This window comes from Gordonia sp. UCD-TK1 (assembly GCF_001691435.1).
GTDB lineage: Bacteria > Actinomycetota > Actinomycetes > Mycobacteriales > Mycobacteriaceae > Gordonia > Gordonia hongkongensis.
This window is the reverse complement of sequence record NZ_LZMP01000005.1, coordinates 78,362-91,294: the sequence shown is the minus strand read 5'-3', so window position 1 is coordinate 91,294 and position 12,933 is coordinate 78,362. Positions and strand designations below refer to the sequence as shown.

Sequence of the window (12,933 nt, the reverse complement as noted above, 5' to 3'; positions counted from 1 at the left end):
CGCGCGATCTTCGCCCGTTACGCTCGTCGATGATGCCCGACGACCTGATCATCGCCCGAAATCCGGAACAGGGCTCCTCACTGCCCTTTCTGGTCCGGATTCCGCTCGGCAGTGACGGGATCGTCTTGAAGGTGAGGGAGACCTGGCCGCGAACCAGCAAGGTCTATTGTCATCGCGCCGACGAATGGCCGACCACACCGCAGATCGTCGAACGTCTTCCGGTTCGGTCGGTGACGCGGCGCGGGGCGGCGATCGATCTGGTGCTCGACCGCGCTCGCGAGAATCGGTCACAGTTCGTCGTCACGCGGGCTCGCGGACGCGAGATGATCTTCTGGCAGACGCGCAAAACCACCAAGCAGGCGCGTCCAAACGTCACGCTTCCCACCGCCCGGGCACACGGCCAGGCGCTCGAGATCGTCGTCGACACAGGCGAGAAGTACGCCTACTCCTTCGGTCATCAACAGGCGACCACCACTCGACACCGCCTCGATGCCGGCGATTACGCGATCGTCGAGGACGACCAGGTGGTCGCCGCCGTCGAACGCAAGTCGATCGACGACCTCGGCAACGGTCTCATGAAGGGAACTCTCACCTACCAGTTGGCAGGTCTCGCGGGACTCCGACGCGCCGCGGTGGTCGTCGAAGCCTCATACAGCAAGGTGTTCACGCGCGAATACGTCAGCGGCGCCGCGCTGGCCGAGGCGGTCGCCGAGGCGCAGGTCCGGTTTCCGACCGTGCCGATCGTCTTTTGCGACAACCGCAAACTCGCCGAGGAATGGACCTACCGCTGGCTCGGTGCCGCGCTACACGAATGGCGGCTCACCGTCGGCAGCGAGCCCATCGTGCAGGGCCTGCACGGTCCACCGGCGACACCGTCGGAGATCAGGGCGTGGGCTCGCGCCCAAGGGATCGAGGTGCCCTCCAAGGGACGGATCCCGAGTACGGTGCGAGCGGCCTGGGATCGCCGGAACGACTGAATGGCACCACCCTCCGGGGACTCGGCCCCGCTCACCGAGGCGGATTCGCGCTGTGCCGCAACGGAATACGTCAGCGCGTACCCTCAGCCCAGCGCGTGGTCCAGGTCGCCCAACAGGTCGTCGACCCCTTCGAGGCCGACCGACAGCCGCACCACCGAGTCACTCAGACCGATCGCCGCGCGTCCCTCGGGACCCATCGCACGATGAGTGGTGGTCGCCGGATGCGTGATCAGCGACTTCGAATCTCCGAGATTGTTGGAGATGTCGACGATCCGCAGGCCGTTGAGGACCTCGAAGGCGCGCTTCTTGCCGTCGATGCCGTCGTGGTCGTTGAGCTCGAAGGTCACCACCGTGCCGCCGCCGGACATCTGCGATTTCGCCAAGTCGTACTGCGGGTGTGACTGCAGGAAGGGGTATTTGACCCAGCGCACGCGCGGATCGCTCTCGAGGAACTCGGCGATCCGCAGCGCCGACGACACCGAGGCGTCGACGCGCAGACGCATCGTCTCCAGCCCCTTCACGAGGGTCCAGGCGTTGAACGGACTGAGTGCCGGACCGGTGTGTCGCATGAGTTGCTGCACCGGACCGTCGACGTACTCCTTGGTCCCGAGTACCGCGCCACCCATGACGCGCCCCTGGCCGTCGATGTGTTTGGTGCCCGAGTAGACGATGACGTCGGCGCCGAGTTCGAGACCCCGCTGCAGCAGCGGGGTGGCGAAGACGTTGTCCAGCACCACCTGTGCGCCCGCGGCGTGCGCCATCTCGGACACCTTCACGACGTCGACGAGGCTCTGCATCGGGTTCGACGGTGTCTCGAAGAACACCGCGTCGGTGGGCTTGGACAGGGCCCGCTCCCACTGCTCGAGGTCTTCGCCGTCGACGAACTCGGTCTCGATCCCCCAGCGCGGGAGGATCTCGTTGCAGACCACGAAGCAGGAACCGAACAGGCTGCGGGCGGCGACGAGACGGTCGCCGGCCTTCAACAGTGCACCGAGCGCGACGAACACCGCGGCCATGCCGCTCGCGGTGGCGAAACACGCCTCCGCGCCCTCGAGCCGGCGCAATCGCTCCTGGAACATCTCGACGGTCGGATTTCCGTAGCGCGAGTAGACGAATCGTTCGTCCTCGCCGGTGAAGGCTCGCTCGGCGGCCTCGGCGGAGTCGTAGACGTAACCGCTCGTGAGATAGAGCGCCTCGGCCGTCTCGTGGAAACCCGAACGCGCCAGCCCGCCGCGAACCGCGATCGTGTCAGCCGAGAGCCCTTCAGGCAGTTCACGGCTGACGGGCAGATCGAAACTCACGATTGCCTCCACGGCAGGTTCTCGGCACGCCAGCCCGACGTCCCGCGGTGGTCGTTCTCGTCGAGGGCGCCTTCGAACCCGTCGATCACGTTGTATGCCTTCGCGATACCGTCGGCGGTCGCGGCCTCCGCAGCGCCGATCGACCGGTGCCCCGAACGGCAGATGAAGATGACCTCCTGGTCGTCGGAGACACCGGAATCACGCAGCTGCGCCACGAAGTCATCGTTGCGGCGACCCTCGGGGAAGGTGGTCCACTCGGCGAAGATCGCGCGCTTCCCCAGGACCTCGAGGTCGGGCACGCCGACGAACGACCACTCCGCCTGCGTGCGACAGTCGACCAGCACCGCATCCGGGTTGCTCTCGAGCTTCTCCCACGCCTCGCGCGGGGTCAGGTCACCGGCATAGCTCATGAGGAACACACCTTCCACTCGCCGTTCTCGCGCACCACGATCGTGTCCACGACGTTCACATCATCGGGGGTCTTGTCATAGTGCCAATGAACCTTCGCGGTCGCCCGGTCTCCGTCGACCACCAGCTCGGTGATCTCGGGGATCTCGATGTGACCGTTGGCGAGTAGCGACTCCCGGTTGTCGGCGAGGAACTGTTCCTCGGAGACGAAGTCGGCCGCCTCGACATCGGCCGCGCAGGTGTTCGCCCGGTATTCGCCGAAGTTCGGACCGTTGCGCGCGGTGTAGATGTCGTTGATCGCGTACTGGACCTGAGCCGAGTCGCCGGCCCGGTCCTCGGCCGGACGGGTCACATTCGACAGCACGACGCCGAGCACCACGAGTCCCACGACGCCGGCCGCGACGAAGAACGGCCAGGCGTTCTTCCACGACGGGGGCTTCTGGTCGCCCTCACCTGCAGCTTCGGCCATGGCGGGCAGTCTATCGAGCGTCCCGGCGGCGGTTGAGACCGGCGTCGTCGGACCCCGGACGCACCGGGCGGAGCGCCGAACGACGTCGACATCGAACACGTCCTGCGTAAGGTGGCCCTAAGTTCCGCGGCGAACGACGTCGCCGACCGCAACGACCAGCGAGGACCCGGATGCGCGCTTCCACCCACCGTTCACTCACCCTTCTCGTCGGGCTGCTCGCGGCAGCCCTGGTGGTGACCTCGTGTTCGCCGCCGGACGAGACGGTCGACTCCGGCACGGCCCAGGTCCCCACGCCCGAGGCCGGCGCGATCCCGGTCACCGTGCAGCAGGCCTACGCCCCCGCGACCGTCGACCAGGCACTCAAGCGCGTCGCCGCGATGGGCGTGGGTGACGGCGACACCCTCCTCGCACTCGGCGTCACCCCCACCACGATCGCCCCGTTCGCCGACCCCGACCAGGCGTCGGCGCCGTGGAACGCCGAACTCCTGGCCGACTCCAAGCCGGTGGTGCTGCCGAACGCGTCCGGCGCGTTCGGCGATGAGATCCCCAAGGCGCTGGCCACCGAGCCCGACCTCATCACCGCCGTCGGCGCCGATCCCACCCGCGACCAGTTCGATCTGCTGAGCAAGACCGCCCCGACGATCCTGCGGCCCGCCCAGTTCCAGCCGTGGCAGGTGCCGTGGGACGCGCAGACCCGCCAGATCGGTACCGCCGTCGGACTGCCCGAACTCGCCGATCGCAAGGTGACCGAGACCGAGCAGTTCCTCGCGAACGTGCGGGAGCAGAACCCGCAGCTGGCCGGGAAGACGGCGGTCGTGGTCACCGCCAGCCCCACCGGCGGCGTGTCGATCTACGGCCCCGGCGACGGGCGCGGACAGACCCTCACCGGTTACGGACTCACCTTCCCGCCCGCGCTGCAACCTTCGGTGACCAGCGGTTTCTACGGTGACCTGCCGGCCGAGAGCCTGAACCTGCTGGACTCGGCCGACGTCGTCGTCGCCGTCGACTGGCAGGGTTCCAACGACCAGCTCAAGTCCAACGCGGCGTTCAACCGGCTGGCGGTCGCGCAGTCGGGCCGCGTGGTCTATCTGCCCCAGGAGGTCGGCAGCGCGATGTCGGTGCCGACGGTCCTGACGATCCCGTGGGTCGCCGAGCAGGCCGTCGGACCGATCGCCGCGGCCGCCGGCAAGGCGTAGCGGGCCCGAACCCGCCGGACACCGCGCACCCGCCGAGTGAGGGTTACCTCACAGACGGATTTTGGTCGGGGACAGCAAGCGCCTACCGTAGAAGGGATAGGCCTTATCCATACGCGCGGACCTGGGGGTCACCGAGATTTGCTTGTCCTCGCGTGCTGAGCAACGGAAGACACCTACTCCATGAGCGACAACAGCCGCCCGCTGCGGGTTGCGATCGTCGGTGCCGGTCCCGCCGGGATCTACGCCGCCGACGCGTTGATGAAGTCCGACACCGCCAAGGACCGCGGGGTCAGCATCGATCTGTATGAGCGCATGCCCGCTCCGTTCGGTCTGATCCGCTACGGCGTCGCACCCGACCACCCGCGCATCAAGGGCATCATCACCGCCCTGCACAAGGTCCTCGACAAGCCTCAGGTCCGCCTGCTCGGCAACGTCGACTACGGCACCGACATCACCATCGACGAACTACGCGCCCACTACGACGCGGTGATCTTCTCCACCGGCGCCACCGACGACCGCGCCCTCGACATCCCCGGCATCGACCTCGACGGCAGCTACGGCGCCGCCCAGTTCGTCGCCTGGTACGACGGCCACCCCGACTTCCCCCGCACCTGGCCCCTCGAGGCCGAGAAGGTCGCGGTCATCGGCGTCGGCAACGTCGCCCTCGACGTCGCCCGCGTGCTCGCCAAGACCGGCGACGAACTGCTGCCCACCGAGATCCCCGCCAACGTCTACGACGGACTCAAAGCCAACAAGGCCGTCGAGGTCCACGTCTTCGGCCGCCGCGGACCCGCCCAGGCGAAGTTCACCCCGCTGGAACTCAAAGAACTCGACCACTCCCCCAACATCGAGGTCGTCGTCAACCCCGAGGACATCGACTACGACGAGGGATCGGCCGTCGCCCGCCGCGGGTCGAAGATCACCGACCAGGTCGCCACCATCATCGAGAACTACGCGATCCGCGAACCCAAACAGGGCGCGATCCACAAGCTGTTCCTGCACTTCTTCGAAAGCCCCACCGAGATCCTCGGCGCCGACGGCAAGGTCGTCGGTCTGCGCACCGAACGCACCCAACTCGACGGCACCGGCAACGTCAAACCCACCGGCAAGACCACCGACTGGGAGGTCGGCGCGGTCTACCGTGCGGTCGGCTACCTATCGGACAACCTGCCGCAGATCCCGTTCGACTCCCAAGCCGGGGTCATCCCCAACGAGGCCGGACGCGTCTTCGACGAGGGACAGCAGCTGACCGGTATCTACACCACCGGATGGGTCAAACGCGGCCCCGTCGGCCTCATCGGCCACACCAAGGGCGACGCCAACGAGACCGTCGACTGCATCCTCAAGGACATGGAAGCCGGCACACTGCTCGACCCGGCCCACCCCGGCGAAGACGCCATCGTCGAACTCCTCGAGTCCAAGAACATTCCCTTCACCACCTGGGACGGCTGGTACCGCCTCGACGAACACGAACGCGCCCTCGGCGCCGCCGAAGGCCGCGAACGCGTCAAAGTCGTCGAACGCGAAGACATGCTCGCCGCATCGGAGCCGGACAAGGTGTCCCGCCCGTCCGCGTGACCCCGCTTCCCGCCGGCTGAGCCCACCCTCCGCCGGCTGAGCCCACCCCCGCCGGCTGAGCCACCCTCCGCCGGCTGAGCCTGTCGAAGCCATAAGAGCGGCGGCCGAGTTCGCTCGGTCGCCGCTCTTTCGCATGCGCCCGGCGGGTGCGGGGGCGTCCTCCCCGCACGCCGCCCGGCGCGAATGGCTCAGTTGTGGTGCATTCTCAACTGTCGTCGGATGAGGTCAGCGACCCGGAATCGCCGGCACGCCCGCGACGTCGGTGCCGCCTCCGGTCAGGGCGGCCGCCGAAGCGGAGGAGCCCGTACCGAATCGGTCCAACGGGTTGTCGATGCGCCGGATGTTCCACCAGAAACCGGCGTTGTCGGTCAGGTTCTCGGCGTAATCGGAGATCGCGTACCCCGCGATGGAGGACGGGAAGCAGCCGAACCAGGTGGTCTTGATGGTGAGCGACTCGTTCTTCTTCAGCAGCGACTTGAACTTCGTCGCGCCGTTGATCTCCTGCAATGTGACGTTACGGAAATCGCCGTCACGCGCGGTGACGCGCATGAACCGGGTCATGCTCCACGCCTGATTCCACGGCGTGCCAGGGGCTGCGAACTGGCAGTAGACCCCGCCCGTCATCTGGAGGTTGGGAACAGCGGCCTGTGCCGGCGCGGCACCCACCAGCGATCCACCGGCGATTCCTGCAGCGACCAGAACCCCTGTGAGAGCCCGTTTCAGCGATTTCATCGATCCTCCTCGTTCGTAGGCGACACTGTGTTTCCCGACGTCGCCGTCGTGGGGAGCGGTTCACGCCCCCCACCGACGACCGGTCTTGCTGCGGTCGGCCCGAGATGCCCACCGACACCGGGACTATCGACCCAGCCTGAGCGAAGTGTTACCGCGCGCACAGCCTTCCCTCAGGTTTCGTCGACAATTCGTTATACGAACGACACCGACGACCGAGCTCGACGCCGCGCATGACGAATCATCCAAGAAGGTTGGTAAGGTTTACCTTCGTGCGCCGATCCCTCCGACTTTTCGGAATCCCGCTGCTCCTGGCGGTCCTCGCAGCGCTGGTCGTCGCGTCGGTTCTCTTCGGCACCCGACCGGTCCCGCTCGACGAGATCTGGCCCAGCTTCACCGCTGGWGTCGAAGAGATCTGGAACGCGCTGATCAACCTACGGATGCCGCAGGTGCCCAAGGATTCCGATGTCGACGGCATCGTGTGGGATCTGCGCGTGCCGCGCACTCTGCTCGGCCTCGCCGCCGGACTCGCGATCGGCGCGGCCGGTGCCATCACCCAGGGCCACACCCGCAACCCGATCGCCGATCCCGGCATGCTCGGCGTCAACGCGGGTGCCGCCTGCGCGGTCGTCGGCGGCATCTACCTGCTGGGCATCACCAGTCCTATCGCGTTCATGTTCTTCGGTCTCGWCGGGGCGATCATCGCCGCCACCGTGGTGTTCGGACTGTCGTCGCTGAGCGGCTCGAGCCCTCTGACCCTGATTCTCGCCGGCACCGGCCTGACCGCGATGCTGACCGCCATCACGTCCGCGATCGTGCTCGTCGACACCAATTCGCTGGACCAGTGGCGCTTCTGGAGCGTCGGCTCCACCGCGGGTCGGGGCATCGACGTGTTCTGGGCGAGCCTGCCGTTCATCACGGTGGGCCTCGTCCTCGCGCTGGCGAGCGGCTTCTTCCTGAACGTCCTGAGCCTGGGCGACGACATGACCAAGGCCCTCGGTTCCCGTGTCGTGCTCATCCGCGCCCTCGGCGTCCTGACCATCACGCTGCTCATCGGCGCGGCGACCGCGGCGTGCGGGCCGATCGTGTTCCTGGGCCTGGTCGTACCGCATATCGCCCGCGCCTTCGTAGGCGCCGACTATCGGTGGATCATCCCGTATTCCGCTCTGCTGGGCGCCATCCTGCTCGTCGGATGCGACATCCTCGGCCGGATCGTCGCCCGTCCCGGCGAAGTGCAGGTCGGCGTCATGCTGGCACTGGTGGGCGCACCCTTCCTCATCGTCATGGTCCGCCGACAGAGATTGGGGACCGTGTGAATCCGCCGACCTCCATCAAGACCGACATCACGTCCGGAACCACGACGAAGGGCCGGATCGCACCGCACCCCGGCGGTTATCGGATCGCCGTCGAACCGCTGTCGATGGTGGTGCGACCACGGATGCTCACCGTCGCGGTCGTGTCCACGGCCGTCACGGTCGTCCTGTTCCTCACGAGCGTCGGTGTCAGCGACTTCCCGCTGACCCCCGTCGACGTCGCCCGCATCCTGCTCGGCGGCGGCACCCGCGTCGAGAACGTGGTGGTCTTCGACGTCGCGCTGCCCCGAGCGCTGGTCGCCCTGCTCGTGGGATTCGGTCTGGGCCTTGCGGGTTCGATGACCCAGCTGATCGCCCAGAATCCTCTGGCCACACCGGACATGCTCGGCATCACCGCCGGCGCGAGCGTGGCGGCGGTGACCGCCATCGCGTTCTCGACCACCAGCTGGGGTGCCTGGCTGGGCGATCTCGGCGTCCCGGCGGCGGCGATGATCGGCGGGTTGCTCACCGCGGTCGCGATGTACGTCCTCGCCTGGCCGGGTCGCAAGGCCAACAGCGGCATCAACCCGTTCCGGCTCGTGCTGATCGGCGTCGGGATGACGTGGTTGCTGCAGGCGCTGACCCAGTTCCTCCTCTCGCGCGCCGACATCCGGGATGTGGCTCGTGCGCAGGTGTGGATCGTCGGGTCGGTGTCCAACGTCGGCTGGTCCAACGTGTGGCCGGTCGCCGCCGGTGTCGTCGCGAGCATCATCGTGGTGGTCGTCCTGGCCCGCCAGATCGGGATGCTCAGCCTCGGACCCGATCTCGCCCGCGGACTCGGAGTCCGGACCGGCGCGGTGTCGACGACGCTGCTCCTGGCCGCGGTCCTGGTGAGCGCGCTGAGCGTGTCCGCGGCCGGGCCCATCGCCTTCGTCGCGCTGCTGGCCCCACAGATCGCGCTGCGGCTGGCCGGTACCGCCGTGCCCACGCCGCTCGTGTCCGGTGTCATCGGTGCGTCGTTGGTACTGGGCGGCGACCTGATGGTGCGCACGGTTCTGCCGGGCGGCCTGCCGGTCGGCATCGTCACCGCGGCGATCGGCGGCCCGTTCCTGATCTACCTGATGATCGTCATGTCCCGAAAGGCGAGCGTATGACCGCGTCATCCCTCGAATCCCCTGCCACCACCGCCCGATTGCGGGGCGTCGGACTGACCGTCGGCTACGACGAACGGATCGTCATCGACGGCCTCGACATCGACATCCCCGACGGTCAGGTCACGACGATCATCGGTTCCAACGGATGCGGCAAGTCGACACTGTTGCGTTGTCTCGCACGGCTGTTGCCACCCCGGGCCGGTGCGGTCTACCTCGACGGCGACGACATCTCCTCGGTCCGGCCCAAACAGGTCGCCCGCACCCTGGCGATCCTGCCGCAGAATCCCATCGCGCCCGAAGGGCTCACCGTCGCCGATCTGGTCGGGCGGGGACGCCATCCGCACCAGCGCTGGTTCGCGCAGGCCAGCGCGGCCGACGAGGCGGCAGTGGCGCTGGCGATGGAGATGACCGACACCCTCGACCTCGCCGACCGCACCCTCGACGCCCTGTCCGGCGGTCAGCGGCAACGGGTCTGGATCGCGCTGACGCTCGCCCAGGACACCGATCTCATCCTGCTCGACGAGCCCACCACCTACCTCGACCTCGCACACTCCATCGACGTCCTCGACCTGGTCCGCCGGCTCCGCGACGAGCACGGCAAGACCGTCGTCATGGTGCTGCACGACCTCAATCTGGCCGCGCGCTACAGCGATTCGCTGTTCGTCATGCGCAACGGAGCCATCGTCACCACCGGCTCGCCCACCGAGGTCATCGACGCCGAGACCCTCGACGCGGCGTTCGGCCTCCGGGCGCACGTCATGACCGATCCGATCACCGGTGGCCCGCTCATCGTGCCGCTGGACTCCCGGACCCGCGCTACCCCCACCGCTCCCTGATCCGAAGCGCGGCCCCTGCTCCCCGCTCCCCGCTCCCCGCTCCCTGCTCCCCGCTCCCTGCTCCCTGCTCCCCGCTCCCCGCTCCCCGCTCCCCGCTCCCCGCTCCCCGCTCCCTGCTCCCTGCTCCCTGCTCCCCGCTCCCCGCTCCCCGCTCCCCGCTCCCCGCTCCCCGCTCCCCGCTCCCTGCTCCCTGCTCCCCGCTCCCCGCTCCCCGCTCCCMGCTCCCCGCTCCCCGCTCCCTGCTCCCTGCTCCCTGCTCCCTGCTCCCTGCTCCCTGAGGTGCGAGCGAAGCGAGCCACGAAGGGCTTCGCAACGTGTCTCACCAGGCCCTTCGTGGCTCGTCGCCTCGACGCGCTCCTTCGTCGCGTGCTCGGCCCGGCGGCTTACGCTCCTCGCACCTCAGGGACCAGTGGGTGTGTGGCTCTTCCGGATTAGGGAGCATGGGCGGCAGCTCGCAAGCTCGCTCCTCAGGGAGCGGGGGGAGGCTCTTCTCGTCCAGCCGGTTTCGCGAGCATCCGCTCGCGAAGAGAGTCGTAGACCGGCGGCGACCCGGACAGATGGGCGACGAGCACCGCGGCGGCCGTCGCGGCCAGCATGGGGAGGGCGACCGTCGTCGTCGCGGTCATCTCCATCACGACGACCATCCCGGTGAGCGGGGCCCGGACGACCGCGCCGAACAGCGCCGCCATCCCGGCGAGGATCATCGCGCCCCGGAGTCCCGACGCACCTGAATCCGGTTGTTGCACAATGATGTCGGCGACCTCGGCGAAGGCGGCACCCCACAGGGCGCCGAGCGCGAGCAGCGGTGCGAACAGGCCACCCGGTGTGCCCGCGGCATAGGAGAGCGGACCCGCGACGAACCGGACGAGGAAGAGCGCGACGAGTGCGGGGAGTACGACACCACCGTCGACGACCGCCTGGGTGAGGCCGTCACCGCCGCCCGCGGTGCGAGCGTCGAGGGCGAGAAGCGCACCGATCGCCGCGCCGATGAGGGCGGCGCGTCCGATCGGCGGTATCCGCGAGAACCGGCCGACCCAGCCGAGGGTGCCGAGAACCATGCGGCTGTAGGCGATCCCGATGACGCCGGACACGAGCCCGAAGACCACGAAGACGGGCAGCACCGTCACCGACGGCACGTCGAGCGAGGGCACGTCGAACTCCGGGCGGTCTCCCAGGATGACCCGTCCGGCGGCGACGGCGGCCACCACGGCGAACACCGTCGGCACCACGAGGCGCAACCGGACCGAGCGGCCGACCTCCTCGAGTGCGAAGAGCGCGCCGCCGATCGGAGCCGTGAACGCCACTGCCAGTCCGGCCCCGCTGAGTGACGTCTGCATCACCCGGACGTCGGCGTCGTCGAGACCGCCGCGCCGGCCGGTCTCCGCACCGACGACCGAACCCATGTGCACTGTCGGGCCTTCGCGGCCCAGCACGAGTCCGGAACCGATCGCGGCGAGCGCGCCGAAGAATTTGGCCGGGATGAGGCTCAGGGGCGCCGGTGACGCCTCCCCGCGCTCGACGGCCTCCACGTGTTGGATCCCGCTTCCCGCCGCGGTCGGCACCAGCCGGACGGCGAGCGCGCCGAGCGCCGCACCGGTCGCGGTGACCGCGATCGGGATGAGCCACCCGGGGACACCGAGTCCCGCCGACCAGTCGAGCATCTCGACCCGCCAGCGGTCCAGGTGGTTCAGGCACCAGCGGAAGGCTCCACCGAGTACGCCGGTCWGCWGACCGGCGATGACCGCCAGCAGACACAACCGCACCAGGCCGCGGTCGGCACGCTGTGGCGAGATCACACGTGGACGCTACCCCGCCGCGGGCATCACACCGGCTGAATCAACCGCCCCTGCACCACAAGCGAGGCGTTCTGCTTCAGCCGGCGCATCCGGATGCTGACCGAGTACCCGGTGACGCCGCCGATCGCGGCGACCCGGGTGCGCAGATAGTCGTGGAAACGCGCGGTGTCCCGGCAGATCACCGACACCATGAGGTTCCACTCGCCGCTGATCGCCGCCGCGAACGCCACCTCGTCGTGAGCCGCGAGTTCGGTGCCCACCTGATCGAGAGCCGAGGGGGTCACCGTCAACCACAGCGTGGCGCTCAGGTCGAAGCCGAGCCGGTCGGGGAGGATCTCGACGTCGTAGAAGAGCGCACCCCCGCGCTCGAGCGTGCGGAGCCGGCGGCGCACTCGTCCGACCGTCCAGCCACAGATCCGAGCCAGTTCGCGGTGCGCTCGCCGACCGTCCTGGGTCAGCGCGTCGATCAGCACGGCATCGCCGGCCGTCAACCGCGCGCCACCCGCCGGGGCATCCGACGACGGATCGTCCTGCTCGGGGTCCTCCGGCATGTCGTCGACCACGGCAGCCGCAGCGGAAGCGAGGAGGTCGCGGTCCCGATCAGAGAGGTGGCCACCGAATCCGGTCCACCTCGACGCGGGGTGACCGGGATCGAAGGCGTGCAGGACGAGATCGATGCGGACGTCGGTCACCGAGGCTCGGGCGGGGAACGTCTTGGCGATGGCCTCCTCACCGGCCACGCCGAGCGGCGCCCGGATGAGACAGATGATCTCCGCACCACCGGACGCGACATACGCGAAGGCGACATCACGCCGGCGAGCGAGCGAGGACGCGAGCGGTTCCATCCGGTCCGGACGGCACCGCACCCGCGCCACCCACTCCGACTGGCCGCGGACGGACGGCTTGATGATCCCGACGACCTTCATCACGCCGGCCCGCCGCATCGCCTGGTAGCGGCGCGCCGCGGTCTGCTCCGAGATCCCGGCCACCTCACCCAGTTGGCGGAACGTCGCACGCGGCGACACCTGCAGCGCACGGAGGATCGTGCCGTCGATGTCGTCCATGGTGGAGGAAGTGTATCGCCGCGCGACCCACAGTGCCGTATCGATACCGGCACTCGGGATCTGTGCGTGGTTTCGTAGACGCGGACCAGACAATGAACTCCCGCGCCGTTCGGCGACCCTCATCGACCTGCGA

General features: G+C 68.7%; 12 protein-coding genes. 6 read left to right on the top strand and 6 right to left on the bottom strand.

The genetic code is table 11. The annotated features are described in order from the left end of the window. The first annotated feature begins 32 nt into the window (after positions 1-32). Positions 33-977 carry an ERCC4 domain-containing protein gene (locus tag A9310_RS04725; protein WP_065629589.1) on the top strand — a complete coding sequence of 315 codons (945 nt, stop codon included), beginning with the start codon at positions 33-35 and terminating at the stop codon, positions 975-977. Positions 978-1,060: 83 nt separating this feature from the next. Here the strand turns inward: A9310_RS04725 and A9310_RS04720 are convergent, their stop codons facing one another. Genes A9310_RS04720 through A9310_RS04710 form a run of 3 tightly spaced genes read right to left on the bottom strand, consistent with a single transcriptional unit; the run spans position 1,061 to position 3,155 of the window. Then, on the bottom strand, positions 1,061-2,278 hold the full coding sequence (locus A9310_RS04720) for an O-succinylhomoserine sulfhydrylase (protein WP_065629634.1): 1,218 nt from the start codon (positions 2,276-2,278) through the stop codon (positions 1,061-1,063). Further along, a complete protein-coding gene (locus tag A9310_RS04715) occupies positions 2,275-2,688 on the bottom strand; it encodes a rhodanese-like domain-containing protein (RefSeq protein ID WP_065629635.1) in 414 nt (137 codons plus the stop codon). Before A9310_RS04715 ends, A9310_RS04720 begins: the two co-directional genes overlap by 4 nt. Next, positions 2,685-3,155 carry a hypothetical protein gene (locus A9310_RS04710; protein WP_065629636.1) on the bottom strand — a complete coding sequence of 157 codons (471 nt, stop codon included), beginning with the start codon at positions 3,153-3,155 and terminating at the stop codon, positions 2,685-2,687. The genes A9310_RS04715 and A9310_RS04710 overlap by 4 nt, the downstream gene beginning before the upstream one ends. Before the next feature lie 170 nt (positions 3,156-3,325). Between A9310_RS04710 and A9310_RS04705 the strand changes: the two genes are divergently transcribed. Then, complete coding sequence (locus A9310_RS04705; protein ID WP_065629588.1) at positions 3,326-4,351, top strand: ABC transporter substrate-binding protein; 1,026 nt, start codon at positions 3,326-3,328, stop codon at positions 4,349-4,351. A gap of 180 nt (positions 4,352-4,531) precedes the next feature. After that, positions 4,532-5,929 (top strand): FAD-dependent oxidoreductase, encoded by a 1,398-nt coding sequence (locus tag A9310_RS04700; protein ID WP_065629587.1) that lies wholly within the window; start codon positions 4,532-4,534, stop codon positions 5,927-5,929. A gap of 225 nt (positions 5,930-6,154) precedes the next feature. Here A9310_RS04700 and A9310_RS04695 read toward each other — a convergent pair whose 3' ends face one another. Beyond that, on the bottom strand, positions 6,155-6,661 hold the full coding sequence (locus A9310_RS04695; protein ID WP_065629586.1) for a hypothetical protein: 507 nt from the start codon (positions 6,659-6,661) through the stop codon (positions 6,155-6,157). A gap of 269 nt (positions 6,662-6,930) precedes the next feature. Between A9310_RS04695 and A9310_RS04690 the strand changes: the two genes are divergently transcribed. The 3 genes from A9310_RS04690 to A9310_RS04680 are packed head-to-tail and all read left to right on the top strand — an operon-like array spanning position 6,931 to position 9,940. Then, positions 6,931-7,974 carry an iron ABC transporter permease gene (locus tag A9310_RS04690; RefSeq protein ID WP_065629585.1) on the top strand — a complete coding sequence of 348 codons (1,044 nt, stop codon included), beginning with the start codon at positions 6,931-6,933 and terminating at the stop codon, positions 7,972-7,974. Next, the gene (locus tag A9310_RS04685) at positions 7,971-9,104 is read left to right on the top strand and encodes an iron chelate uptake ABC transporter family permease subunit (protein WP_065629584.1); all 1,134 of its coding nucleotides are present in this window, start codon (positions 7,971-7,973) and stop codon (positions 9,102-9,104) included. The genes A9310_RS04690 and A9310_RS04685 overlap by 4 nt, the downstream gene beginning before the upstream one ends. Continuing rightward, positions 9,101-9,940, top strand: coding sequence for an ABC transporter ATP-binding protein (locus A9310_RS04680; protein WP_065629583.1), 840 nt, complete (start codon positions 9,101-9,103; stop codon positions 9,938-9,940). Before A9310_RS04685 ends, A9310_RS04680 begins: the two co-directional genes overlap by 4 nt. Positions 9,941-10,407: 467 nt before the next feature. Here the strand turns inward: A9310_RS04680 and A9310_RS04675 are convergent, their stop codons facing one another. Then, positions 10,408-11,736, bottom strand: a complete 1,329-nt coding sequence (locus A9310_RS04675) for a ClC family H(+)/Cl(-) exchange transporter (protein WP_065629582.1) — start codon at positions 11,734-11,736, stop codon at positions 10,408-10,410. A 26-nt stretch (positions 11,737-11,762) separates the two neighbouring features. Beyond that, positions 11,763-12,800 (bottom strand): Lrp/AsnC family transcriptional regulator, encoded by a 1,038-nt coding sequence (locus A9310_RS04670; protein WP_065629581.1) that lies wholly within the window; start codon positions 12,798-12,800, stop codon positions 11,763-11,765. Between the last annotated feature and the right edge of the window lie 133 nt (positions 12,801-12,933).

Bases quoted from the DNA above. Each gene is read 5' to 3' on its own strand.
- A9310_RS04715 (WP_065629635.1), bottom strand. From the start codon at position 2,688: ATGAGCTATGCCGGTGACCTGACCCCGCGCGAGGCGTGGGAGAAGCTC.
- A9310_RS04670 (WP_065629581.1), bottom strand. From the start codon at position 12,800: ATGGACGACATCGACGGCACGATCCTCCGTGCGCTGCAGGTGTCGCCG.
- A9310_RS04710 (WP_065629636.1), bottom strand. From the start codon at position 3,155: ATGGCCGAAGCTGCAGGTGAGGGCGACCAGAAGCCCCCGTCGTGGAAG.
- A9310_RS04700 (WP_065629587.1), top strand. From the start codon at position 4,532: ATGAGCGACAACAGCCGCCCGCTGCGGGTTGCGATCGTCGGTGCCGGT.
- A9310_RS04695 (WP_065629586.1), bottom strand. From the start codon at position 6,661: ATGAAATCGCTGAAACGGGCTCTCACAGGGGTTCTGGTCGCTGCAGGA.
- A9310_RS04725 (WP_065629589.1), top strand. From the start codon at position 33: ATGCCCGACGACCTGATCATCGCCCGAAATCCGGAACAGGGCTCCTCA.
- A9310_RS04680 (WP_065629583.1), top strand. From the start codon at position 9,101: ATGACCGCGTCATCCCTCGAATCCCCTGCCACCACCGCCCGATTGCGG.
- A9310_RS04705 (WP_065629588.1), top strand. From the start codon at position 3,326: ATGCGCGCTTCCACCCACCGTTCACTCACCCTTCTCGTCGGGCTGCTC.